Source organism: Pedococcus aerophilus, assembly GCF_039532215.1.
In the GTDB taxonomy this organism is placed as follows: Bacteria; Actinomycetota; Actinomycetes; order Actinomycetales; family Dermatophilaceae; genus Pedococcus; species Pedococcus aerophilus.
In genome coordinates this window covers 399,588-423,459 of sequence record NZ_BAAARN010000001.1, presented here as the reverse complement: position 1 = coordinate 423,459, position 23,872 = coordinate 399,588, and the positions used below count along the sequence as shown (strand labels likewise).

The 23,872-nt window shown below is 71.3% G+C and carries 24 protein-coding genes and 1 tRNA gene; 13 read left to right on the top strand and 12 right to left on the bottom strand.

Features of this window, described 5'->3' with window-relative positions; genetic code table 11:
• Positions 1 to 19: 19 nt before the first annotated feature.
• Positions 20 to 787, bottom strand: coding sequence for an SDR family NAD(P)-dependent oxidoreductase (locus tag ABD286_RS01990; protein WP_344189753.1), 768 nt, complete (start codon positions 785 to 787; stop codon positions 20 to 22).
• Between the two features lie 94 nt (positions 788 to 881).
• Here ABD286_RS01990 and ABD286_RS01985 point away from each other — a divergent pair, with 94 nt between their 5' ends.
• Positions 882 to 1,106: a hypothetical protein gene (locus ABD286_RS01985; RefSeq protein WP_344189751.1), complete on the top strand. Its 225-nt coding sequence runs from the start codon at positions 882 to 884 to the stop codon at positions 1,104 to 1,106.
• A gap of 17 nt (positions 1,107 to 1,123) precedes the next feature.
• Here the strand turns inward: ABD286_RS01985 and ABD286_RS01980 are convergent, their stop codons facing one another.
• The 9 genes from ABD286_RS01980 to ABD286_RS01940 form a co-directional block, all read right to left on the bottom strand.
• Positions 1,124 to 1,963, bottom strand: coding sequence for a hypothetical protein (locus ABD286_RS01980; RefSeq protein ID WP_344189749.1), 840 nt, complete (start codon positions 1,961 to 1,963; stop codon positions 1,124 to 1,126).
• A complete protein-coding gene (locus ABD286_RS01975; protein WP_344189747.1) occupies positions 1,963 to 2,667 on the bottom strand; it encodes a hypothetical protein in 705 nt (234 codons plus the stop codon). Before ABD286_RS01975 ends, ABD286_RS01980 begins: the two co-directional genes overlap by 1 nt.
• A 19-nt stretch (positions 2,668 to 2,686) precedes the next feature.
• Positions 2,687 to 3,610 (bottom strand): peptidoglycan-binding protein, encoded by a 924-nt coding sequence (locus tag ABD286_RS01970; protein WP_344189745.1) that lies wholly within the window; start codon positions 3,608 to 3,610, stop codon positions 2,687 to 2,689.
• Positions 3,611 to 3,615: 5 nt separating this feature from the next.
• Entirely contained in the window at positions 3,616 to 4,638 is a 1,023-nt protein-coding gene (locus tag ABD286_RS01965; RefSeq protein ID WP_344189743.1) for a lipase family protein, read from the bottom strand.
• Positions 4,635 to 5,654, bottom strand: coding sequence for a trypsin-like serine peptidase (locus ABD286_RS01960; RefSeq protein WP_344189741.1), 1,020 nt, complete (start codon positions 5,652 to 5,654; stop codon positions 4,635 to 4,637). Before ABD286_RS01960 ends, ABD286_RS01965 begins: the two co-directional genes overlap by 4 nt.
• Before the next feature lie 194 nt (positions 5,655 to 5,848).
• Positions 5,849 to 7,987 carry a hypothetical protein gene (locus tag ABD286_RS01955; RefSeq protein WP_344189739.1) on the bottom strand — a complete coding sequence of 713 codons (2,139 nt, stop codon included), beginning with the start codon at positions 7,985 to 7,987 and terminating at the stop codon, positions 5,849 to 5,851.
• Between the two features lie 122 nt (positions 7,988 to 8,109).
• The gene (locus tag ABD286_RS01950) at positions 8,110 to 8,757 is read right to left on the bottom strand and encodes an FMN reductase (protein ID WP_344189737.1); all 648 of its coding nucleotides are present in this window, start codon (positions 8,755 to 8,757) and stop codon (positions 8,110 to 8,112) included.
• Entirely contained in the window at positions 8,754 to 9,845 is a 1,092-nt protein-coding gene (locus ABD286_RS01945; protein WP_344189735.1) for an LLM class flavin-dependent oxidoreductase, read from the bottom strand. Before ABD286_RS01945 ends, ABD286_RS01950 begins: the two co-directional genes overlap by 4 nt.
• A gap of 86 nt (positions 9,846 to 9,931) precedes the next feature.
• Complete coding sequence (locus tag ABD286_RS01940) at positions 9,932 to 11,125, bottom strand: CapA family protein (RefSeq protein WP_344189733.1); 1,194 nt, start codon at positions 11,123 to 11,125, stop codon at positions 9,932 to 9,934.
• A 35-nt stretch (positions 11,126 to 11,160) separates the two neighbouring features.
• Here ABD286_RS01940 and ABD286_RS01935 point away from each other — a divergent pair, with 35 nt between their 5' ends.
• The 6 genes from ABD286_RS01935 (at position 11,161) to ABD286_RS01910 (ending at position 14,629) form a co-directional block, all read left to right on the top strand.
• The gene (locus ABD286_RS01935; protein ID WP_344189731.1) at positions 11,161 to 12,207 is read left to right on the top strand and encodes a chorismate-binding protein; all 1,047 of its coding nucleotides are present in this window, start codon (positions 11,161 to 11,163) and stop codon (positions 12,205 to 12,207) included.
• Complete coding sequence (locus tag ABD286_RS01930) at positions 12,204 to 13,046, top strand: aminotransferase class IV (RefSeq protein WP_344189729.1); 843 nt, start codon at positions 12,204 to 12,206, stop codon at positions 13,044 to 13,046. The genes ABD286_RS01935 and ABD286_RS01930 overlap by 4 nt, the downstream gene beginning before the upstream one ends.
• Positions 13,043 to 13,555 carry a TIGR02611 family protein gene (locus ABD286_RS01925; RefSeq protein WP_344189727.1) on the top strand — a complete coding sequence of 171 codons (513 nt, stop codon included), beginning with the start codon at positions 13,043 to 13,045 and terminating at the stop codon, positions 13,553 to 13,555. Before ABD286_RS01930 ends, ABD286_RS01925 begins: the two co-directional genes overlap by 4 nt.
• An 85-nt stretch (positions 13,556 to 13,640) precedes the next feature.
• Positions 13,641 to 13,717: transfer RNA gene (locus ABD286_RS01920), tRNA-Val, on the top strand.
• A gap of 129 nt (positions 13,718 to 13,846) precedes the next feature.
• A complete protein-coding gene (locus ABD286_RS01915; protein WP_344189725.1) occupies positions 13,847 to 14,218 on the top strand; it encodes a hypothetical protein in 372 nt (123 codons plus the stop codon).
• A 27-nt stretch (positions 14,219 to 14,245) separates the two neighbouring features.
• Positions 14,246 to 14,629: a hypothetical protein gene (locus ABD286_RS01910; RefSeq protein WP_344189723.1), complete on the top strand. Its 384-nt coding sequence runs from the start codon at positions 14,246 to 14,248 to the stop codon at positions 14,627 to 14,629.
• A gap of 45 nt (positions 14,630 to 14,674) precedes the next feature.
• Here ABD286_RS01910 and ABD286_RS01905 read toward each other — a convergent pair whose 3' ends face one another.
• Entirely contained in the window at positions 14,675 to 15,436 is a 762-nt protein-coding gene (locus ABD286_RS01905; protein WP_344189721.1) for a TetR/AcrR family transcriptional regulator, read from the bottom strand.
• A 134-nt stretch (positions 15,437 to 15,570) separates the two neighbouring features.
• On the opposite strand from ABD286_RS01905, the gene ABD286_RS01900 reads away from it, so the two are divergent.
• The 6 genes from ABD286_RS01900 to ABD286_RS01875 all read left to right on the top strand — a co-directional run bounded on the left by ABD286_RS01900 (position 15,571) and on the right by ABD286_RS01875 (position 21,824).
• Positions 15,571 to 16,872, top strand: coding sequence for an ABC transporter substrate-binding protein (locus ABD286_RS01900; protein WP_344189719.1), 1,302 nt, complete (start codon positions 15,571 to 15,573; stop codon positions 16,870 to 16,872).
• Entirely contained in the window at positions 16,869 to 17,825 is a 957-nt protein-coding gene (locus tag ABD286_RS01895; RefSeq protein WP_344189717.1) for a carbohydrate ABC transporter permease, read from the top strand. The genes ABD286_RS01900 and ABD286_RS01895 overlap by 4 nt, the downstream gene beginning before the upstream one ends.
• Positions 17,822 to 18,643: a carbohydrate ABC transporter permease gene (locus ABD286_RS01890; protein WP_344189715.1), complete on the top strand. Its 822-nt coding sequence runs from the start codon at positions 17,822 to 17,824 to the stop codon at positions 18,641 to 18,643. Before ABD286_RS01895 ends, ABD286_RS01890 begins: the two co-directional genes overlap by 4 nt.
• 90 nt (positions 18,644 to 18,733) lie before the next feature.
• Positions 18,734 to 20,194 carry an FAD-binding oxidoreductase gene (locus tag ABD286_RS01885; RefSeq protein ID WP_344189713.1) on the top strand — a complete coding sequence of 487 codons (1,461 nt, stop codon included), beginning with the start codon at positions 18,734 to 18,736 and terminating at the stop codon, positions 20,192 to 20,194.
• Complete coding sequence (locus ABD286_RS01880) at positions 20,191 to 21,513, top strand: class I SAM-dependent methyltransferase (protein WP_344189711.1); 1,323 nt, start codon at positions 20,191 to 20,193, stop codon at positions 21,511 to 21,513. The genes ABD286_RS01885 and ABD286_RS01880 overlap by 4 nt, the downstream gene beginning before the upstream one ends.
• Positions 21,513 to 21,824, top strand: a complete 312-nt coding sequence (locus ABD286_RS01875; protein ID WP_344189709.1) for a VOC family protein — start codon at positions 21,513 to 21,515, stop codon at positions 21,822 to 21,824. The genes ABD286_RS01880 and ABD286_RS01875 overlap by 1 nt, the downstream gene beginning before the upstream one ends.
• A 122-nt stretch (positions 21,825 to 21,946) precedes the next feature.
• Here the strand turns inward: ABD286_RS01875 and ABD286_RS01870 are convergent, their stop codons facing one another.
• The gene (locus ABD286_RS01870) at positions 21,947 to 23,863 is read right to left on the bottom strand and encodes an acyl-CoA dehydrogenase family protein (RefSeq protein ID WP_344189707.1); all 1,917 of its coding nucleotides are present in this window, start codon (positions 23,861 to 23,863) and stop codon (positions 21,947 to 21,949) included.
• Positions 23,864 to 23,872: the final 9 nt, after the last annotated feature.

Below are 23,872 nucleotides of genomic sequence, written 5' to 3'. Positions count from 1 at the left end.
GGTGGGTGGGGACCGTGGTTCAGAACGCGGTGTAGCCGCCGTCGGCGACCAGGACCGACCCGGTGACGAAGGACGAGGCGTCGCTGGCGAGGAAGACCACGGCGGGGGCGAGCTCCTCGACCGTGCCGTAGCGCTGCATCGGGGCGTCCTCGATCCAGTGCTGGCGGAACTGCGGGTCGTCGACGGGGGACATGTCGGTCTTGATGTAGCCGGGGGCGAGGGCGTTCACGCGCACCCCGTGCGGCGCCCACTCCGCGGCGAGGCTGCGGGTCAGGTGGTGCACCGCAGCCTTCGAGGCGTTGTAGGCGGGCTGCCACTGCGGCCGGTTGACGATGAAGCCCGACATCGAGCCGATGTTGACGATGGACCCCGACCGCTCGGCCACGAAGTGCCGGCCGAAGGTCTGTGAACACGTCCAGACCGCGTCGACGTTCACCGCCATCACCGCACGCCAGTCCTCGGGGGTGACGTCGAGGGCCGGGGCGTGGACGCAGGCACCTGCGTTGTTCACGAGGATGTCGACCTGCCCGAACGTGGACAGGGTCGTGTCGAGGACGCGTTGGACGTCGTCGGCCACGGTGACGTCCGCGGCGATGAACTCGGTCCGGATCCCCTTGGACCGCAGCGTGTCCAGCACACCCTGTGCGGCGTCGACATCACGCCCGACGAGGACGACCGAGGCGCCGGCGTCCCCGAGCGCCTCGGCGAACCCCGCCCCCAGTCCCCGGGTCCCTCCCGTCACGACAGCGACGCGGCCAGCGAGGGAGAAACGCTCCAGTGCACCCATGCGAGCCAATCTAGGGCGCGACGTGCGGCGGGGCGAGGGCTGGCGGGGCCGAAACCTGCGCGACAGCGCCGCGCGGGCGCCATACCCTCGCGGCATGGCGGGACGACCGGAGGGGTTCGCGTTCGAGCAGCGGGGCGAGGACGTGGTGGTGACGCACCACGGCCGCCCGGCCACGGTGCTGCGCGGGCGCCGCGCGGCCGAGTTCCTCGAGGACGTGGAACGCACCGACCCCCAGGAGGTGATGGCGAGGGTGACCGGCAACTACCGACGGGGCAACGAGCGCCAGGCGCGTCAGCACCCCCGGAACCGCGGTCGCTGAGCCACTTCACGCAGGGTTCAGGGCGCGAGGAACTGGACGCGTGTGGCGTCGTTCCACCGCACGACGAGGGTCGCGCTGCCACTGCGGTGCGGGCACGGCGAGAGCTTCTCGGTGCAGGGGACGAGGAACATGCGGTCGCCGTTCTGCACGAGCAGGCGCAGGCCGCGGTACCGGTACCGGAAGGTCTGGCCCTCCTCGAACGGCAGGGCCGTCTCGGTGACGTCCGGGCTGCGCAGGTAGAGCCGCTCCCGGGTGTCGACCACGACGCGGGGCAGGTCCTCGAGGTGGCCGGCCTGCTCCTGGGCCAGCCCGGTGCCGGACCACTGGGCCAAGGTGGCGTTGGCCCAGAACACCGCGGCCGCCACCGTGATCCAGAGCGCGGCGCGCAGGCGCACCGAGGCGGCACGCAACCCGAGTGTGTATGCCGTGAGGCTGCCTCCCAGCGCCATCAGGGATGGCGTGACCAACGGGTAGTAGGTCCAGCCGCCGACCACCGCGTACCCGAGCAGCAGGACGAGCCCGGCGGCCAGCAGGCCGAGCCCGACGCCGAGCGCGACGGCGGCGTGCCGCGTGAGGCGGGGCGCCAGCCAGCGGTGGACCGCGAGGGCGGCGGCGACGAGCAGGACGAGCACGAGCAGGGGCACGAGCAGCGGACCGGGACTGCGCATGACGAAGCCCTGGGTCGACAGGCCGATCGAGTCCACGTCGAGGCCGAAGTAGAGGTACTGCGCCCGCGTCGAGACGTAGCCGAAGTAGAAGAGCAGGGTGGACAGGGCGGTGGCGGGGGCGACGATGTTGCCGGCGACGCTGTAGACGCGGTCCCACGACACCCCGGGTCCCGCGCGCTCCTGCGCCATCACCCGCCTTCGGTGGGCACGGTCGGCGGGTCGGAAGTGGGCTCGGTGGCGGGGTCCGTCGTCGGCTCGGTGGTCGGCTCGGTGGCGGGTTCGGGCGGCGCGGGAACCTCGAGGGTCACCTGTTGCTGCTCCTGGTCCCCGAGGGCCTCGACGAACCGGCGGCACGACTCGGACTGGTCGTCCGGGCAGAACACCAGGCCGCTGAACCCGACCGTGGGCCGGGTGTCCGGCGGCACGTCACCGGTGACGCGGACGGCGAGGTCGCACTGGAGCGCAGACGCCCGGAAGACGTAGCCGAGGCAGCTCGGTCGCTCGGACCCGCAGCCGTCGCCCGAGGTCTCGAAGACCGCGGGGTCGAAGGCGACGCCGATCAGCTCGACACCGGTGCCCTGCGGGATCTCGCCGCCGTTGCTCCCGACCCAGTTCACCTGCGCGCACTGGAGGGTGGGGTCGCCCGGGTCGAGCACGGAGCCGCCGCCGACCGGCAGCCTCGCGACCTGGATGGCGGGGTTGTCGTCGGTGCTCTCGCCCTCGGGCACGTCTGGGGTGGTGGGTTCGGGCTCCGGGTCGGCGAACGTCTCGGTGTCACCGGACGACGACGAGATCGCGGTGTCGCCGTCGCCGCTCGTCGGGGTGCCGTCGCTGGCAGCGCACGCCGTGAGCAGCGACGTGGCGAGCAGCAGCACGAGCAGCAGCCTGCGCACCTCCACCACCTCCGTCGCCCTACGTCACCGGGGCGGTCCAGAGCGCGGACCAGGTCTTGGGTCCCACCTCGCCGTCCACCTCGAGGCCCTTGTCCGCCTGGAACCCGCGCACGACCTTGTCCGTGGCCGGTCCGAAGTCGCCGTCGATGTCGATCGTCCAACCGCGCTCGGCGAGCCGGCGTTGCAGGAGGAGCACCCCGGCCCCGGTGGACCCCTTCTGCAGCTGGCCGGGGAAGGGCGGGGGAGGGCCGACGGCGGCGCGGACCGTGGAGCGGGAGGCCTTCCCGTCCCGGCCACGATCGCGAGCGACGGGCTTGACCGACGGGACGCCACCCGCATAGGTCGGGTAGCCGTACCCGACGATGAACTTCGTGGCGCGCTCGTGGACCCAGACGCCGTCGCTCCTGCCCGGGATCGCGGCGTTGCCCTCGATGGTGCGGACCCGGCCGTTGCCCAGGGGTTCGAGAACGAGCCCGATGTGGTCGATCGCGTCGATGCCGCGACCGCCGTTCCAGTCGAAGAACACCGCGGCACCCGGACGTGGCTCCCGGCCGAACCGTCCTCGTCCCTCCCACCACCGGGCGCAGGCGATGGTCGAGGCGAACTTGCCCAGCAGGTCGTAGTCACCGGCGACCGCGAACCCCACGCGGGACACGAAGATGTTGCACCAGGCGACGCCGTTCCAGCCGTACTGCTCGCCGAACTTCTGCCGGTTGCTCCCCACCGGGTCCTCGATGGTGCCCCGGTGCCGCAGGGCCTCCGCCAGGACCGCGCCGAGCAGACCGGCCCCCTCGTGCGAGCCGGGGGAGGGCGGCTCGACGGCGTCCTGGTCGAGGACCTCGCCGTCACCCTCCTTCGGCCCGTTGTCGGTCTGCGCCGGCTCGGCCTCCGGCTCCCCGAGGCTGTTGGTGTGCGTGTCCCGCCCGTCGTCGGTGGTGGTCATCGAGGTCACCCCGCGTCGGCCCGCAGCGCGTCGATCACGGCGGCTGCGACGTCGGGGTCGGAGAGATAGTCCTGGATGGAGTGTGGGTCGGACGGGTTCTGGGCCCGCTCGTCGCGCATCGCGTCGTCACCGGGGGCGAACAACGGTCCGAGCGGGTGGACGAGCGCGACGACATCGTGCTCGTCATAGGTGTTCAGCCACTTCAGCGAGTCGTGGGCCGGTTCGATCACCCCCGGTATGCCGCGGTTGCCGTCCCCCTCGGGACCGCCCCAAAGGTTCCGCTTCACCACGGCATACCCGTCGGGAGAGCCGGCGGTGACGAGGAGGCGCACGCGCGGGCCGGGTGAGTAGCGCTGCAACGCGTCGTAGGCCACGCAGCTGCCGAGGCTGTGCCCCACGACGACCAGGTCGCTGTGGCCGTCGGCGGCAGCCCGCGCGACGGAGGCGGAGACGACCTCTTGGACCGCGTCCCGCATGGCGTCGTCCTCGAGGTAGTAGGCGACGTCGGCGAGGAACCGCGTGATGATCGCCTCGGGTGCCCCCGTCTTGTCACTGAGGAACCGCAGGGCCGCTCGGACGACCTTGGGCTTGAGGAGGTCGCCCCACGACGCCTCCTCGCCGCTGGCTCGCGCCTTCTCGACGTCGCGCGCGGCGCCGGCCAGCTCGGGGTCGGTCTGCTCGAGCCGGCGCGACGCCACGAAACCGATCTCGGCCGCACCGTCCAGCAGGATGTCGTCGCTGGTGGCGGCGGACTGTGCAGCGACGTCCAGCCCCTCGAGCTGCGGCGCCCTTCCCCCGGCCCGCTCGTGGGCCGCGATCCGGTCGGCGAGGAGGTTCCCGTAGTAGGGCAGGTAGACGGCGTCCGGGTCAGGGGCGGGCCGCCCGGCGAGGACGGCTCCCTTGGCGAGACCGGCCAGCCACTCGCGCTTCTTGCGGGCGACGTAGTCGGCCACGGCGCTCTCGCCGTGGTCGGTCCCCGCGGGCATCTGCTGGCTGCGTCCGTGGATGAGGAGCAGGGCTGTGCTCATATGTTTCCTCCGAGTCCGAGCAGCTGGCCGACGAGGTCCTTGGCCTCGCTGCCGTTGCTCTCGTCGAGGGCCCGCGCACGCAGGTCGGCGACCAGGGCCGAGACGCGGATTCCCTTGTTGGCGACCCAGACCCGTTTCGACTCCGGTGTCTCGTCGGTGGCGAGGTTGCCCTCGGCGTCGACGTACTGGTGCTGCTCGTTGCGCTTCTGCTCGCTCGCGTGGTGCAGGGCGACCAGCTCCCAGGTGTCACTGAGGACGGGGGAGCCGGAGGACCCCGGTTCGGTGTCGGCGCCGTAGAGGACGAACGTCTCGTCGACCACCTCGAGGAGCAGGTTGTTGCGGACGCAGATCTCACGCGTCCGGCCGGAGGGGTGCTGGATGACGTTGACGTTCTGGCCGACGACGATCTTCCCCACGCCGCCGTGCAGGGGGATGGTCCCGAACTCGTCGCCGGGAGCCTTGTCCTCCAAGGGCGCCACGGCCACGACGGTGTAGTCCAGCGCCTCCCGGGGACTGGTCACGAAGCAGCGTTCGGGCTGCAGGGTGAGCTTGCGCGGGCTGATGTTGCCGTCGGCGTCCTCGACGTACCTGAACCAGGCGACGGCCCCGCTGGCCGTGTCGGGGCTGTCGATGACGTGGTTGTTGGTCATGAGCAGCCACGGGGAGACGAGGAACCCGGTGCCGAGCTCGCTCGTGGTGTTGATCCTCGCGACCGCGTCGGCGCGCTGGGCGCCCGTGCTCAGCCAGGCACCGGCGAGGAAGTCGGCGTTCTGGAAGATCCGCTCCAGGGCTGCATCGACGACGGGGGCCGCGGCGTCCTTGGGCATGGGTTCACCCCTGCGGCGGGCGAAGGCCTTCTTCCGGGCGAGCGGCTCGGCCCGCCAGGCCTGGCCCGGGCGGGCGGCGACCGCGCTGATGCGTGCCAGGGTGTCGGCTCCGAGCCGGAGCTCGGGTTCGCTGCGCGCTCCCTGCCGGTCGCCCTCGTTCGGCTCCGGCAGCGCACTGACGACGGCCATTGTTGCCCACCTCCGTTGGTGACCCGGTCCACGGCACGAGTCGGAGGAAATTCGCTGCGGATGATTCAGGGTGCGCCCGGTAGCAGCGCCGGGGCATCAGCAATCTGACGTATCGGAAAGGGCGCGATCGCTGTGCTAGCAGGGCAAAGCGGACGGTCCGGGGCAACCAGCGGACCGTCCGGGGGCGGTGCCGGTCAGCGCGAGACGGTGACCAGCGCGTCGATGAAGGACTGTGCGCCTGCCTTGACTCGTTCGGTGTGCCGGGCCTGGTTCCAGGCGTCCCAACCGATGCGGGCCGTGGCGGTGCCGCCGGCACCGGCGTCGACGACGACACCGATGTCCTGCACCTTCACCCCGACGGGCTCACCGTTCCTGGGCACCACCGCGGTCTTCGAGGAGGGGTCGCCGAGCCCGAGCATGGCCCACGGCAGGCGGAGGGTGAGCGTGCTGCCGTCGAGCTGCCACGTCGACCGGTCGTCGAACGCAGGGGAGGCGGGGTCCCACGAACCGCGCCTGAGCTTCCCGATCTCCAGGAACTCCGCCGGCGTGCGCTGCTGGGTGAGCGGCAGGAGGTAGGAGCGGTTCGTCGTGAGGCGCTGCACGGACCATCCGTCGGGGCCGGCCTCCGGGACGTAGGCCTTGAGGCGATCGAGCTTCACCGGGTCGATCGCACCGTCGACGACCATGGTCGCGGTCTGCTTCGAGGGGTCGACGGTGAGGGCGTAGTCGTTGACGCCACCGGCCTTGCCCGCGCCGGCGGGGAGCGCGAGCCCACCGGGGACGACGTCGAAGCCGACCCGCACCGGCGCCACGGGTGCCCGGTCGAGCGCGATCGTGAGGTGCACCCAGGACTCGTCGTGGTCGACGGTGACCCGCTGCACCCCGGTCCGGCTCTCCCAGGCCACACGCGCACCCGTCCTCGTCGGGTCCTGCGCGACGAGGCCGAAGTGCTGCTCGTTCGTCAGGGCATCGTGCCACAGCGACCGGCGCTCACCGTCGACGACGGCGTGGCGCGGCAGGGTGTTCCAGGTGAACTTGAACCACTCGTCGACCCAGGAGAACAGCAGCCCGCCGGCGAGGCCGATCTCCTTGAACTGCTCGAGCATGGCGGCGTCCATGGCCAGCGCCTCCTGCTCGCTGTGGTCGCCCTGGTCGCGGCCCTTGGTGCCGAGGTGGGCGGAGCCGAGCGAGGAGGGCACACCGAACTCGGTGACCATGAGCGGCATGTGCGGGGCGAAGTGCTTCTTCAGGTCGAGCAGGTAGGCGAGGTAGGGGTCGGCGGCCTTCTTGTAGGAGGGCTGGTGCCGCAGGAAGTCGGGGTAGTACGGGTAGGCGTGGAAGCTCGCGAAGGTGCCGCCGGGCCAGGCCTTGGTCGGCAGGACGTGGTTGGCGTCGACACCGGCGAGGTCCTCGAGGTCCAGCGGCTCGGCCGGATGGCGCAGCGGGTCGGCCGTGGGCCAGTTGACGAACGCGACGGGAGCGCTGAGCCCGCGTCGGGCCTCAGCGCCAGCGAGCTCGTCCATGCGGGCCGCGACCCACCGCTCCGTGGGGCTGGCGTCCGCGGTGTTCGCGAAGTGCTTCCCGCGGTGCAGGGGCTGGTCCGCGTTGCGGGCGTCGGAGGCCTTGACGGCCTCGCCGTCCCACTCGACACCCACGATCCACGCAGCGACCCACTGCGAGACGTCGGCGGTCCAAGTGCCGCTGGAGCGTCCCGTCCTCGGCGCGCGAGTCAGGTCCCCGTGGACGGCGGCGGAGGCGTCCCTGACCTCCTCGACCATGGCCTTGGTCGATTCCGCCTCGAACAGGTCGTGCGTCTCGATGTACGACTCGTCGGGCAGGTAGATGCCCTGGACGAGGTAGATGGGGGCGTCGGGGTGGGCCTCGTTGTGGGCCTTGAGCTCCTCGTACATCACGGGCGAGTGGATCGTGTAGATCCGTAGCGTGTGGATGCCCATCTGGCCCATCTGGGTGAACCAGCGGCGGTACTCCTCACGGCTGATCGCGAGCTCACCCGGGCTGTGGCCCGGCGTGGTGCTGCCGAGGTTGACCCCCGACCAGAAGTCCACGTCGCCGTGCTCGGTGTGCAGGACGAGCTTGCCGTCCTTCTGCTCGGCGATCGTCGACAGCCCGTTGCGCGTCGTCGGCGCCGGCGCCCAGGACCGTGGGTCGGCGGGTGCGGGCTTCCACGACGCGACTGCGGCGCTGCTCGCCGCCGACGCCGCTGCGGGAGTGGCGTCGCCACCGTCGCTGGTGCAGGCGGCCAGGGCGCCGACGGCGACCGCCACCACGAGGGCGAGGGACCGGGACTGCGAACGTCGCAGGGCGGGCGTCATGGTGCGGTTTCCTTCGTGCCGGCAGAAGTGACCCTCAGGCTATGCCGCCCCTGGTGCCGGAACGGTCCGGTCGCCGCCGGGTGCCCCCGTTTCGACCCGTTCGGCTGAGGCTGGGTCCGCGCTCAGCGGGCCAGCAGGTCCTCGAACGGCACGGGGTCGGCCAGCTCGTCGAGCACGGCTCGGGGCGCGGCCGTCGCCACCCGCCCCGTCACCAGGTCGGCCAGCTCGTCGGCAGCGACCTCGATGCGGCTGGACAGACCCTGGGCCGGGTCGCCGCCGCCCCAGTCCTCGGACGCCGCGAAGACCCCCGTCGGGACGGTGACCGCCTTGAGGTAGGCGAACATCGGACGCATCGCGTGCTCGAGGACCAGCGAGTGCCGGGCGGTGCCGGCGGTCGCCGCCATCAGCACGGGCGTCCCGCGCAGGGCGCCCTCGTCGAGGACGTCGAAGAACATCTTGAACAGCCCGCTGTACGACGCCTGGAACACCGGGGTGACCACGACGACGCCGTCCGCCGCGGCGACGGTGTCGACGGCGTCGCGGAGCCCTCCGCTGGGGAATCCGGTGAGCAGCGCGTTGGCCAGCTCGTGGGCGTGCTCACGCAGGTCCACGACCTCGACGGTGGCCTCCTGCCCGCGCTCGAGGAGCGCGTCACGCGTGGCGGCGGCGATGCGGTCGCCGAGCAGCCGGCTCGACGAGGGCTGTCCCAACCCGGCCTGCACGACGACGACCCGTCGCGAATCCCGCTGTCCTGCGGTGTCGTTCGTCATCGGGCCACCTCCAGGGTGCGGGCCGCGGCGAGGCGGCTGGCGTGCGTCGGGGCGTCCGGCACGTGGGCCGGCTTGCGAGCGGCGGCGATCTTGCGCAGCTCCGGCACGACCTGCGTGCCGAGGATCTCGACCTGCTCCATCACGGTCCGGTGGGGGAGGCCTGCGTGGTCGATGAGGAAGAGCTGGCGCTGGTAGTCGCCGACGGAGTCGGCCATGGCGGCATACCGCTCGATGACCTGCTGGGGCGATCCCACGGTGAGCGGGGTCTCCCGGCTGAAGTCCTCCAGCGACGGGCCGTGGCCGTACACGGGCGCGTTGTCGAAGTAGGGCCGGAACTCGCGCACCGCGTCCTGGCTGTTGGCCCGCATGAAGACCTGGCCACCGAGGCCGACGATGGCCTGGTCGGCCGAGCCGTGGCCGTAGTGCTCGAAGCGGCGGCGGTAGAGCGCGACCATCTGCCGGGTGTGGGTCATGGGCCAGAAGATGTTGTTGTGGAAGAAGCCGTCGCCGTAGTAGGCCGCCTGCTCGGCGATCTCGGGGCTGCGGATCGAGCCGTGCCAGACGAACGGCGCGATGCCGTCGAGCGGGCGCGGGGTCGAGGTGAAGGCCTGCAGCGGTGTGCGGTGCTTGCCCTCCCACGTCACGACGTCCTCGGTCCACAGGCGACGCAGCAGGGCGTAGTTCTCGACGGCGAGCGAGATGCCGTCGCGGATGTCCTTGCCGAACCACGGGTAGACCGGGCCGGTGTTGCCGCGACCCATCATCAGGTCGACGCGACCTCCGGAGAGGTGCTGAAGCGTCGCGTAGTCCTCGGCGATCTTCACGGGGTCGTTGGTGGTGATGAGCGTGGTCGACGTCGACAGCAGGAGCTTCGAGGTCTGGGCGGCGATGAAGCCGAGGGTCGTCGTCGGGGACGAGGCCACGAACGGCGGGTTGTGGTGCTCTCCCAGGGCCACGACGTCGAGACCGACCTGCTCGGCGTGCTTCGCCAGCTCGACGGTGTTCGTGATGCGCTCGTGCTCGCTGACGGTGGTGCCCGTGGTGGGGTCGGTGGTCAGGTCGCCGACGGTGAAGATCCCGAACTGCATCAGTCTCGCCTCTCGTGTAGTTAGTTGCGAATTCAACTACATCAACCGGCGGCCTGTCACATCCATTCCCGGAGCAGGCGCGGGGATCAGCTGGGTGCGGCTTCGAGGCCGGTGCAGGCACCCGCCTGCTCCCACAGTCCGGTGAGCCGCTTCGTGTCGGCAGCTCCCGGGCGGCGGGGTATGCCGTCGGTCCCGATGAGCATCGGCGTCCAGGCCGCGGTGCGCACCACGCTGTGGCCGTCGGACCCGGTGCCCCTGGCCTTCTCCACGTCGAGGGAGAGGGTGAGCACCCCGGAGCGCGAGTCCGGCTCCTTGCTGCGCCACCAGACGAAGTTGCCCAGGCCGTAGGCGACGTACGACTTCCCGAGCCACCCGGCGCCGTTGACCCGGTGGGAGTGGCCGCCGACGATGACGTCGGCACCTGCCTCCTCCAGCACCTGGGCCGTCTCGGCCGACAGCGGGTCGGGGCACTTCTGGTAGTCCAGCCCCCAGTGGAGGAAGACCACGACGACGTCGTACTTCTTGGAGGCGGCCGAGACCGCCTTGCGCAGGCGGGTGACGGGGGCCGCGCTGGCGATGCCACCCTTCTCCGGTCCTGCGGAGTAGCGCGACAACGTCATCTCGAAGACCTCGGACGCCCCGAAGACCGCCACCTCGAGCCCCTTGGCGGACAGGATGGCCGGGGCGTAGGCCTCGTCCTCGTCGGCGCCGATGCCCACGATGGGGATCGGGCTGTCCTTCTTGGCGGCGAGGGTGTCCTTGAGCCCGACGGGGCCGTAGTCGACGCCGTGGTTGTTGGCCATGCTCACCACGTCGACACCGGCGCCCTGCACCGTCCTCAGCGCCGAGGCGGGCGCGCGGAAGTGGAACTCCTTGCCGATCTTCGTGCCGCGGGTGGTGATGGCCGTCTCGAGGTTGACCATGGCCAGGTCGGCCGCCCCGAGCGAGTCCTGGAGCTCGGCGAGGCCGTCGGGTCGTGAGGCCAGCGGTGCGAGGTACTCCTCGAAGTGGACGTCGCCGGCGAACGCCATCGTCAGGGTTCCAGGGTCGCTGGGGGCCGCAGTGGCGGTGGTCGACGCCGTCCCCGACGTGGTCGACGGCGCAGGGGTCGTGGAAGGAGTCGATGCGGTCGACGAGGAGGAGCTGGTGGCAGAGGCCGTCGCGGAGGTCGTGCCGCCCTCACCGCTCGCCGTGGCGTCCTCGTCCCGAGCGCCCGCGGAGCAGGAGGCCGTGAGGGTGACGGCGAGGGCGGCGGCGGTGACCGCTGCGAGTGGGCGCATGAGCGCCGAGTGTAGGTCGCCCTAGGATCGCCATCGTGGAGGCGGCCGCATCGGGACACGGGCGGTTCGGGTCGCTCGTCGCGGCCGGGCCCGTCGAGGTGCGCCACGACCTGACCGGGCTCGACGAGCTGGACGGGCTGGGGTCGGGTTTCTGGGCCGTCGTCGCCGACTTCGAGGGCGCTGTGACCGCGGTGCGTTTCGCCCACGTCGAGCGCGACACCGCCCCTGCGCCCGCCGTGGGCTGGACCCCGCTCGACGGGGAGTGGGCCACGAGCCTGGACGAACCGGCCTACCTGGCAGGCGTCCGGGAGATCCGGGAACGCATCGCCGCAGGCACGGTCTACCAGGTGAACCTCTGTCGGGTGCTGTCGCACGAGCTGACCGAGGAGGCCGACCTCGACGGGTTGGCGCAGCTGCTGGCGCGGGGCAATCCCGCGCCGTACGCCTCGCGCATCCAGGTGCCCGACGCCGGACTCGACGTCGTGTGCGCGAGCCCGGAGGCGTTCCTCCTGCGCGCGGCCGGCCGGCTCGAGTCCCGGCCGATCAAGGGCACGGCGACGCACCTCGACGCGATACTCCCCAAGGACTACGCAGAGAACGTCATGATCGTCGACCTCGTCCGCAACGACCTGTCGCACGTCAGCGTCCCCGGCACCGTGCGCGTCGACCACCTCTGCGCGCCGGAGGAGCACCCCGGTCTCGTGCACCTGGTGTCGACGGTGTCCGGGGAGCTGCGGCCGGGGGCCCGCTGGGGCGAGATCATGGCGGCGACGTTCCCGCCCGGCTCGGTGTCAGGTGCGCCGAAACACACTGCCCTGCAAGCGATCTCAGACCTCGAACCCGTGCCACGCGGTCCCTACTGCGGGGCCATCGGCTGGGTCGACGTCGACGCGGGCACCGCAGAGCTGGCCGTGGGCATCCGGACGTTCTGGGCGGAGCGGGGCACCGACGGGCGGCGATGGTTGCGCTTCGGCACCGGGGCCGGCATCACTTGGGGGTCCGACCCCCACGGTGAGTGGGAGGAGACACGGGTCAAGGCTGCCCGGCTGGTCGGGCTCGCATCTGGGAAGGTGGATGCATGAGCAGCGTGAAGGTGTGGGTCAACGGTCGGCTGACAGGGGTGGACGAGCCGTCCATCGCGGCGCTCGACCACGGGGTGACCGTCGGGGACGGGGCCTTCGAGACGGCGAAGGTCGACCGCGGCCAGGTCTTCGCGGCCACGCGCCACGCGCGCCGTCTCGACCGGACCATGGAGGGGCTGGGGCTGCCGCAGGCCGACCACGACTACCTCGCCGAGGGCATCAAGGCGGTCCTGGCGGCGGGTGACCCCATCGAGTTCGGGCGGCTGCGCTACTCGGTGACCGGGGGAGCCGGACCGCTGGGATCGGACCGCGACGACAGCCCGCTCACGTACATCGTCACGGCCGGCGCCCAGCCGCGGCCGCCGGCGAGCGCGTCCGTCGCCGTCACCCCCTGGACGCGCAACGAGCGCTCCGCCGTGGCCGGCCTGAAGACGACCTCGTATGCGGAGAACGTCGTGGCGCTGGCGTACGCCAAGGAGCGCGGGGCGATCGAGGCGGTCTTCGCCAACACCCGGGGCGAGCTGTGCGAGTGCACGGGCTCCAACATCTTCGTCGTCACCGACGGGGTGCTGCGCACGCCGCCGCTGGACTCGGGCTGCCTCGCCGGCATCACCCGCGAGGTCACCCTCGAGTGGTGCCGTGAGGACGGCATGGAGGTCGTCGAGGAGGCGCTGCCGCTCGACGTCCTGCAGTCGGCCGACGAGGTGTTCATCACGAGCAGCACCAAGGACGTCCTGCCGATCCACGCCGTCGACGACCGCACCCTCGAGGTCGGACCGGTGACCCGTCGCGCCGCCGAGGTGTTCGCGCGGCTGTGTCAGGAGAGGATGGACCCGTGACCGACCAGACGCGGGGCCGCACCCCCCAGGCCAGCCAGGACCAGCAGCACGCCCAGACCGGTGCCCAGTCCGACTCGAGGACCGACACGCAGGGTGGACGTCGTCGCGAGGGCGAGAAGGACTGGGAGTGGCGCCGCAAGATCCGCTCGAACCCCCACAGCCACCGGATCTACAAGTGGGTCGTCGGCATCGTCGGCACCATCGTCACGGTCGGGGGTCTCGTGGCCGTGCCGGCCCCCGGGCCGGGCTGGCTCATCGTGTTCGTCGGCATCGGCATCCTCGCCTCGGAGTTCGAGTGGGCCCAACGGCTGCTCGACTGGGGCAAGGCGCGGCTCGAGGACTGGAACGACTGGATCGGCCCGAAGCCACTGTGGGTCAAGGGCCTGGTCGGGCTGGCGACCGCGGCGCTCGTCGCACTGCTGTTCTACGGCCTGTTCCTGCTGACCGGCGTCCCCGGTTTCCTGCCCGACGTCGTCGAGGACTGGCTGGCCACCCTGCCCGGTCTCTGACGGGCGACGGGCGCACCGGCAGACCCCCGGATTTCGCCCATCGCACCCCGTCCCGCTATTCTTCGGCAGGCCCGCAAGGGCACCTGGACGTGTAGCTCAGTTGGTTAGAGCGTTCGCTTCACACGCGAGAGGCCATGGGTTCGAGTCCCTTCACGTCCACCAGGTCGGCCACGGCCGCACAGCGAAGCCCCTCCCCGGAGGGGCTTTCGGCGTTTGGGGGACCGCCCGCGGTGGGCGCGCGCCATACTCGTCCGCACCGCACACGGCGGCGCACGAGTCACGGGGGGAACCATGTCCGAGCCAGGCACGCCCGAAGCCCAGCCCACGCAACCCCAGCAGTCCGAGCCGCCGGTGCGGACGATGGACCTCGGGTCGCCGAAGTCCCCGACGCTGCGCCTCCCGGTCTGGGTGGTGGTCGCGCTCATCCTCATCCTGTTCTCCTCGTGCTCGGCCGCGAACGACGCCAGGAACGCCGCAGACGCCGCTGAGCGGGCGACCGGGGGGAGCGGGTCCGTCGCCTCGGCGGAGGAGGTGCAGGCCATGTGCCGGCTCCTCGGCGCAGTGGCCACCAAGGAGGGGATCGACGTCTCCACGGTCTTCGCGGACGGGAGCTCCAGCGGGACGCAGTGCCAGGAGGAGGCGCTGGCGGCCGCCCGCCCCTGAGCCGTCCCGGGGCATAGCATCGGAAGGGTGAGCGACTCCCCCGACCAGACCGCCCGCCCCGTGCCGGCCACCGTGCAGGGGCTGCACGTCTACCCGGTCAAGGGAGAGCCCGGACGAGACCTCACCGACGTCCTGGTCGAGGCGGAGGGCCTCGAGGGCGACCGCCGCAAGAAGGCCCCGGTCCAGGTGGTCGCTGCGCAGGACGTCCGGGACGACACCCGCGCCAACCTCGTCGTCACCTTGACCTCCGAGGCGCTGGCCCGGTCGGTCGGCGCCGTGCTGCGGGTGGGCGATGTCGAGCTCGACGTCACCGGCCCCGCGGGTGGCTGTCCGGGGGTGTATGCCGCGGTGCGACGACCGGGGACCGTGCGGCTGGGTGACCCGGTCGCGACCGAGACCGATCCCGACTGACGCCGGGACGCCACCGGCCGTACGCCGTCGAGCCCGGCCGCCCGGTCAGGCGTCGGTGCTCTCCTCGCCGATCCGGTGCAGCCACTCCTCGAGGAGCCGGCGCTCGGCCGCGGACAGGGCACTCGAGCGGGGCAGCAGGGCCAGGAGCTGGGTGACGGTCCGAGTCAGGGCAAGGCCATGACCGGCGTCGGGGACCCCACCCGTGTCCACGCCCGTGACCTTCCCGGCTGCTGCGTCTGTCCCGACCAGGGCGACGACGACGGCCTCCCGCGCCAGCACGGAGAGCCCGAGGTCGCGCTCGTCCTCGGGGGTGTGGAGCAGGGACAGGGTCACGCCGCGCCCGGTGGCGAGCACGAGCTGGACCGCGCGGTGCTCGGGGACCCGGAGGAGACCGTGCTCGGCCAGGCGGTGGACGCGGGCAGCGAGGAGGGCGACGGCCTCGGTGGCGGGCTGCGGCGGTGCGGCGTTCGTGCCCTCGCCCTGGGCCAAGGTGTAGAGGCGGGGGTCCGACAGCCCGAACCGCACGTGCGCGTCCCATCCTGCGCGAAGGTCGTCGACCGGGTCGGTGCTGGGTGCCACCGACTGCTGGACCCTCAGGTGGTCGCGGTGCCAGTCGTGGACGACGGCGTCGACGAGCCCCTGCTTGTCCCCGAACAACCGGTAGAGGGTCGGGGTCTGGAGCCCGGCGCGCTGCGCGACCATCCGGGTGGACAGTCCGTGCAGCCCGTCGCGGCTGAGGATCTCGCTCGCCACGGACACGGCACGGGAACGGCGCGGATCGTCCTCCGAGGGCTCATCACTGGTCACCGTAGCGATGTTAACGCTTCGATGTTACCGATGTCCCACCCCGGTGTTAGCGTCGTCGTGCTGCCGGCTCGGGCAGCAGTGGCGCGGGGACTGAGCTGCGGTGATGCCCCGTCATCGACGAATCGGGGACCACGATGCAGATCGACCGACGACAGTTCCTCGGGGGCGTGGCCGCGCTCTCCACCCCGCTGATCCTCGGGGCGTGCAGCGGCTTCTCGACCTCCTCCGGGACGGCGGCCTCCACCGCCTCGGGCACCCTCTCGTTCACGACGTGGGGCACCGACAGCGAGCTCGCCGGCTTCCGTGCGGCCATCGCCGGCTTCGAGAAGGCCAACCCCGGTGCGAAGATCGCGCTCAACGCCGTCCCGTACGAGCAGATGTTCACCAACATCGACGCCCAGATCCAGGCGGGCAACCCCCCGGACGTCTTCCGTGTCCCGTACTACACGTTCGGTGGGTACGCCGGTCGTGGACAGCTCCTCGACCTCACCCCCCACCTCGATGCCGGGTTCGGTGACCGCTTCTCCCCGCAGGCGTGGAAGGCGGTGCAGAACGCGGGCAAGCCGTTCGGCGTCCCGCACCACACCGACACCTCCGTCATCCTCTACAACCGCAAGGTCCTCGAGGACGCCGGTGTCGGCGCGGTCCCCACGCGGCTCGAGGACGCCTGGACCTGGCAGGAGTTCGAGCAGGTCGCCCAGAAGCTGCGGTCCGCCCTGCCGTCCAGCAAGTACCCGTTCGCCTACAACTGGCAGGGCAACGGAGTGACGCGTTGGCTCAGCTGGCTGTTCGAGGCCGACGGCCGGTTCCTCGCCGAGGACCTGACCACACCCGCCATCGACTCGCCCGCAGGCGCCAGGGCCGTCGACTTCACGTCCGGCTTCTTCGACCGCAAGTTCGTCCCGCCGAACAGCTCGGTCAAGTCCACGACGTACGCGAGCGACCTCTGGTACTCCCAGACCGTCGCCATGACCTTCGGGGGAGCGTTCCTCATCCCGGACGCCGACGCCACGCTCGACTTCGAGTGGGGTGCCACGTTCTCGCCACGCCTCGAGCGGTCGGCGGGCGACTTCGGGGGCAACGCCCTCGTCGCGACGGCGGGGACGAAGCAGCCCGAGCTCGCGGCGCGCTTCCTCGACTTCGTCACCGGCGCGCAGCCCATGCGCGAGTTCTGCGCCGGCTCCTCGCTGCTGCCCACCCGGGCGGACCTCATCGACAGCGGCATCGAGTTCAAGGTGCGACCCGAGCTGTCGCCGGTGTTCCTCGGTCAGGCGAGCTCGGTGCTGCCGCAGGACTCCGGGCAGGTCGCCTCACCTGACATGAGCACGATCATCACCGTCCTCAAGGACGAGCTGGAGAAGGCGTTCGTCGGCACGCAGGACACGGCGACGACCCTCGCCGCCCTGGCCAAGGGCATCAAGGCGGCGACCGGTTGACCGCGCTCACCGGGACGGACCGGCAGCAGCCACCACGGTCCGCGCCCGACGGCACGGCCAGGAGGCTGCGACGTCCGAAACCGGGACGGCGGGGTGAGGCGCGCACCGCCTACGGCTTCCTCACCCCCAACCTGCTCCTGCTCTCCGTCTTCGTCTTCCTGCCCCTCGCCGGCGCCGTCGTCATCTCCCTCCAGGAGACCAACGGGTTCGGTGACGGTCGTTTCGTCGGCCTCGACAACTACGCGCGCCTCGTCGCGGACGGCGTGTTCTGGAGGTCGGCGCTCAACACCGCCCTGTTCACCCTGATCGTCACCCCGGTGTCGATGGCCCTGGGCCTCGGCGTCGCGGTCCTGCTCAACTCGGTGCTCCCTGCGCGGGGGGTGTTCAGGTCCATCCTCATCCTCCCGATGGCGGTGTCCGGTGTGGCCACGGCCCTCATCGGCACCCTCGTCTTCGACGAGAACAGCGGCATCCTCGACAAGCTGCTGCGCTTCGTCGGGCTGCCGGCGATCCAGTGGCAGTCCGGCGGGGCCGAGGCGTTCGCGTCGGTCGTCCTCGTCACGCTCTGGTGGCGTGTGGGCTTCAACATGCTCATCTACCTGGCCGGGCTGCAGGGGATCAACCCTCTCCTGCACGAGGCGGCGCGGCTCGACGGGGCGAACGGCTGGCAGCGGTTCCGTCACGTCACCGTGCCGATGCTCGGACCCTCGTCGTTCTTCCTCCTCGTCATGAACGTCATCTACTCGTTCCAGGTCTTCGACATCGTCTTCGTCCTCACCGGGGGCGGTCCCCAGAACGCGACCTCGGTGCTCGTGACCTACGCGTACGACACGGGGTTCGTCACGCGCGACCAGGGGTATGCCGCCGCCATCGGCGTGGTGCTCCTGCTCGTCACCCTGCTCTTCACCGCCGTCCAGTGGCGGGCGAGCCGTTCGAGGGACCTCGTCGAATGAGGGCCTCGAGGACCGCTCGGCTGGCACGCACCGCTGCCGCCACCGTGATCGCCCTGGTGATGCTGGCGCCGCTCTACTGGATGGTCGTGGTCGCCTTCTCCTCGCGGCGCGAGCTGCTCGGTGGCGACCTGAGGGTCTGGCCGCGCGAGCTGACGACGGAGAACTTCGACCGCGTGCTGTCGGCGTTCCCGGTGGTGACGTGGTTCGGCAACTCCTTGGCGATCGCCCTGGTCGCGTCATTGATCACCGTCGTGGTCAGCCTCCTCGGCGGGTATGCCTTCGCGCACCTGCGTTTCCGCGGCTCCACGTTCGTGTTCATCCTGTCGCTGGCCACGCTGATGATCCCGGTGCAGGTGATCATGGTGCCGTTATTCAAGATCGTGACCTCGCTGGGGATCTACGGCAGCTACTGGGCGGTGATCCTGCCCACCGCGGCGTCGGCCTTCGGCGTCTTCCTCGCGCGCCAGTTCATCCTCGCCATCCCGCGCGAGCTCATCGAGGCCGCCCAGATCGACGGGGCGGGCCACCTGCGCACCTTCCTGCAGGTGGTGCTCCCGTTGTGCCGACCCCTGGTCGCCGTGCTCTTCTTCATGAGCCTGCTCCAGACGTGGAACGACTTCGCCTGGCCGCTGATCGCCCTCAAGGACAACGCGCTGTTCACGCTGCCGATCGGGCTGCTGTACCTCCAGGGCCAGTTCGGCTCCGACTACGGCGGCACCATGGCCTTCGCCCTGATCAGCGTGACGCCGATGGTGGTGCTGTTCCTCGTGTTCCAGCGCTACTTCGTCCAGGGTCTGTCGCGCAGCGGGATGCGCTGACCCGCCCCTTCGACGGTCGTCCACACCCGTCGTGACCACGACGTGGTAACCCGCGTGACGGCTGTCCGAGGCGCGGCATAAGGTCGGAACGTGCCTGGGTTCGTGACGGCAGCAGGGCAGGGACGGTCCACACCGCCCCGGTTCGCCGCTGCCGGTCGGGCGAGGACGCCGGGGTCCTGGACGCCGGTCTCGTGGGCCGACCACGAGGCCGCGGTGGCGCGCCTCGAGGCGAGCTACCGCGCCATACCTGACGGGTCGCCGGTGCGCCTGGCCAAGAAGACGTCCAACCTCTTCCGCGCACGGGCCCGGACCGACGTGCCCGGTCTCGACGTCTCGGGCCTCGCCGGCGTGCTGTCCGTGGACCCCGTGGCCCGCACCGCCGACGTGCAGGGCATGTGCACCTACGCCGACGTGGTCGACGCCACCCTGGCGCACGGGCTCGTGCCGTTGGTCGTGCCGCAGCTGCGGACGATCACATTGGGTGGGGCGGTGACGGGCCTGGGCATCGAGTCGACGTCGTTCCGCAACGGCTTGCCGCACGAGTCGGTCGTGGAGATGGACATCCTCACCGGCAGCGGCGAGATCGTCACGGCCCGTCCCGAGGGCGAGCACGCCGACCTGTTCCACGGCTTCCCCAACTCCTACGGCACGCTCGGGTACGCGACCCGGCTGCGCATCACGCTCGAGGAGGTGGACGCTGCCGTGGCGCTGCGACACGTCCGGTTCCACGACGTGCAGTCGCTCGTCGAGGTGATCGGCCGCATCGTCGACACCGGTGAGCACGACGGCGAGGTGGTCGAGCAGCTCGACGGTGTCGTGTTCTCGGCGACCGAGGCGTACCTCACGCTCGGACACCGGGCTCCGCTGACCGGGCCACCGAGCGACTACACCGGCAGCGAGATCTACTACCGCTCCATCCAGCACGATCGCAGCCGTCCCCGGACCGACCTGCTGACCACCCACGACTACCTCTGGCGCTGGGACACCGACTGGTTCTGGTGCAGCAGGGCCTTCGGGGCGCAGCAACCGCTCGTGCGCCGGCTGTGGCCGAAGCGCCTGCGCAACAGCGCCTTCTACTGGAAGCTCATCGCCCTCGACCACCGCTTCGACGTGGCCGACCGGCTCGAGGTCCGGCACGGGCGTCCGCCTCGCGAGCGGGTGGTCCAGGACATCGAGGTGCCGCTGGACCGCACGACCGAGTTCGTCGGGTGGTTCCTGCGCGAGGTGCCGATCGAGCCGATCTGGCTGTGCCCCGTGCGCAGCAGCGGCACCTGGCCGCTCTACCCGCTCCGCCCGGGGGAGACCTACGTCAACGTCGGCTTCTGGTCCAGCGTCCCGCGTGACCCGGGCGACCCCGGCGCGACCAACCGCCTCATCGAGGCCAAGGTCACCGAGCTCGAAGGCCACAAGTCCCTCTACTCCGACTCCTTCTACGACGAGGGTGAGTTCTGGCAGCACTACGGCGGCGACGCGTACGCCGCCCTCAAGGCCAGGTACGACCCCGGATCCCGACTGCTCGATCTCTACTCCAAGGCGGTGCGACGCACGTGACGATCCTCAAGAACCACCGGAACGACTCCGGCCCCCACCACGACCACTCCCCGAAGCTCACGATGGCCCAGATCCTCGACGCCGTCACGACGGGGGAGATGCCGCTGCGCTTCGAGGCGTACGACGGCTCGCGGACGGGTCCGGACGACGCGCAGTTCGGGCTCGACCTGCGGACCCCGCGCGGCGCGAGCTACCTCGCGACGGCTCCCGGCGACCTCGGTATGGCACGCGCCTACGTCGCGGGCGACCTCGACCTGCTGGGCGTGCACCCCGGCGACCCGTACCCCCTGCTCGCGGCGATGGGTGAGGTGCACTTCCAGATGCCTGCGCCGAAAACTGCTGCCACCATTGCGCGTTCGCTCGGCGTCGAGTTGCTCAAGCCGCCGCCACCCCCGCCGCAGGAGTCGCTGCCGCGCTGGCGCCGGGTGGCCGAGGGGCTGCGGCACACCCGCACCCGCGACGCCGAGGCGATCCACCACCACTACGACGTCTCCAACGCCTTCTACGAGCGGGTCCTCGGGCCGTCGATGACCTACACCTGCGCGGCCTACCCCGAGCCGACCTCGACGCTGGAGGAGGCGCAGGAGAACAAGTACCGCCTCGTCTTCGACAAGCTGCGGCTCGAGCCGGGTGACCGGCTGCTCGACATCGGCTGTGGCTGGGGCGGCATGGTCCGGTATGCCGCGCGGCGAGGGGTCCGTGTCATCGGTGCCACCCTGTCGGCCGAGCAGGCGCAGTGGGCCCAGGAGGCGATCGAGCGTGAGGGTCTCGGCCACCTCGCCGAGGTCCGACACACGGACTACCGCGACGTCACAGAAACCGGCTTCGACGCGATCTCGTCGATCGGCCTGACCGAGCACATCGGCGTGCGCAACTACCCGTCCTACTTCCGGTTCATGGAGGACCGGCTGCGCCCCGGCGGGCTGCTGCTCAACCACTGCATCACCCGCCCGGACAACAAGCGGACGTCGACCGGCGCCTTCATCGACCGCTACGTCTTCCCCGACGGCGAGCTCACGGGGTCCGGCACGATCATCGCCGCGATCCAGGACGTCGGTGGGCTCGAGGTGCGCCACGAGGAGAACCTCCGCGAGCACTACGCGCGCACGCTCGCCGGGTGGTGCGTCAACCTCCGCGACAACTGGGACGCCTGCGTCGCCGAGGTCGGTGAGGCGACGGCGAGGGTGTGGGGGCTCTACATGGCGGGGTCGCGACTCGGGTTCGAGCGCAACGTCGTCCAGCTCCACCAGGTGCTCGCGGTCAAGCTGGGCGACAAGGGTGACGCGGGCCTGCCGCTGCGCCCGTGGTGGCAGGGCTGATGGACCAGCGGGTCTCGTTGGTCACCCTCGGCGTGGGCGACCTCGCCCGGGCCGAGGCGTTCTACACCGCCCTCGGCTGGCGTCGTGGCAACGCCGAGGACGAGGTGGCGTTCTTCCAGTGCGGCGGCCTGGTCGTCGCCCTGTGGGACCGTGGACTGCTGGCCGAGGACTCGGCTGTCACCGACTCCGGGGGGTGGGGTGGCGTGACGCTGGCCCTCAACGTCGCCGGCCCTGCCGAGGTCGACGCCGTGCTCGACGAGGCCCGGGCGGCCGGAGCGGTGATCGGTCGCGAGGGGGCCGAGACCGCCTGAGGCGGGTACTCGGGGATCTTCGTCGACCCCGACGGCCGTCCCTGGGAGGTCGCGCACAACCCGTTCTGGTCGGTGACCGAGGACGGTCGCACCCTGCTGCGCAGTCCCTGAGGACGTTCCGCTCAGTCGAGGGGCGCGAGCAGCTCGGTCCCGAGCCACGCCTTCGGGATGCCGAACGCGTCGACGAGGTCCTGGGCGTGCGGTCGCAGCGAGGCGCACAGGTCGTTGACCGCGGCGGTCACCTGCTTGCTGCGGGCCGGCGTGATGCGGCCGTGCTCGAGGTACCAGCCCTTGTCGGCCTCGATCGTGCTCAGCGCGTAGAGGTCGCACACGCTGGAGAGCATCGCGGCCGCAGCGCGGTCCTCGCACGCATCGATCGCCGCGACGAAGGCCTCGAGGATGGTCCGGTCCACGTGGGCCCGGGCAGCGTCGACGACGTGGTCCTGTGCGAGGTTGAACACCTCGAAGAGATCGGCGCCGGGCTTGCCCGCCTTGCGCAGCCGCAGGGCCAGGGTCTCCAGGAGGTGCCGCTCGTGGTCCTCGAACAGCGACAGCTGCCAACCGCGGTCGGTCGGACCCTTCTCGCTGTCGCGTCCCGGTGCCGCCGCGACGAGCCGCTCGATGAGCCCCCGGGCCGCGGTCCGCTCGACGACGGCACCGGCGAGCTGGCGGGCGCCGAAGCGCACCATGCCGAGCGTGTCGAGGTTGCCGAAGCTGTCGCGGTAGTCGGTGAGCAGTCCCTTGGCGACGAGCTGGAGCAGCACCGTGTTGTCGCCCTCGAACGTCGTGAAGACGTCGGTGTCGGCCTTGAGGGCCGGCAGCCGGTTGACCGCGAGGTACCCCGCGCCACCACAGGCTTCCCGGCACATCTGGATCGTCGCGGTGGCGTGCGCCGTCGAGACGGCCTTGATGCCGGCGGCGCGGGCCTCGAGCTCGCGCTGGCGGTGCTCGTCCACCTCGTCACCGGCGCTCTGGATGTCGTGCATGAGCGAGACGAGCTGGTTCTGCGCGAGCTGCAGGGCGTAGGACCTCGCCAGGGCAGGCAGCAGCTTGCGTTGGTGGGCGCGGTAGTCGAGCAGGACGACCTCGTCCTTCGCCCCCGGCGGCGTGAACTGGCGACGGTGGCCGGCGTACGTCACCGCGAGGGTGAGGGCGGTCCGGGTGGCCGCACCCGCGGCGCCCGCCACGCTGACGCGACCACGGACGAGCGTGCCGAGCATGGTGAAGAACCGACGCGTCGAGTTCTCGATGGGCGAGGTGTAGCGCCCCTGCTCGTCGATGTCGCCGTACCGGTTCAGCAGGTTGGTCCGAGGCACGCGGACGTGGTCGAAGGACAGGCGACCGTTGTCCACGCCGGCGAGCCCGGCCTTCGGGCCGCAGTCGCCGATCGTGACGCCGGGCACGGGCGCGCCGTCCTCGTCGCGAATCGGCACGAGGACGCAGTGCACTCCGTGGCTCTCGCCGTCGGTGACCAGCTGCGCGAAGACGGCCGCCAGCCGTCCGTCACGCGCGGCGCCGCCGATGTAGTCCTTGCGGCTTCGGAGGTCGGGCGTGTGCACGACCAGCTCGTCGGTGTCGGGGTCGTAGGTCGCCGTGGTGCCGAGGGACTGCACGTCGGAGCCGTGTCCGGTCTCGGTCATCGCGAAGCAGCCCGGGAGCGTCGCGTCGATGATGCGCGGCAGGTATGTGGCGTGGTGGGCTGCGGTGCCGAGGTTGGCCACCGCGCCGCCGAACAGGCCCCAGTGGACGCCCGCCTTGACCATGACGGACAGGTCGGCGTGACCGAGCATCTCGAACGCGGTGACCGAGCCACCGAGGTCGCCGTTCCCGCCGGCCTCCTTCGGGAAGCCGCGCGCCGGGTGCCCGGTGGCAGCGATCTTGAGGACGGCGTCGGCCACGTGGGCGCGGTACTCCTCCATGGTCAGCTCGGTCTCGGGCGCGGCGAAGTCGCTCGGGGAGAGGTCGGTGCGGGCCTCGTCCTTGATGTGGGCCCAGCGTCCGTCGAGGGTGCGGCGCAGCTCGGTGGCGAGGTCGGTCATGGTGGCTCC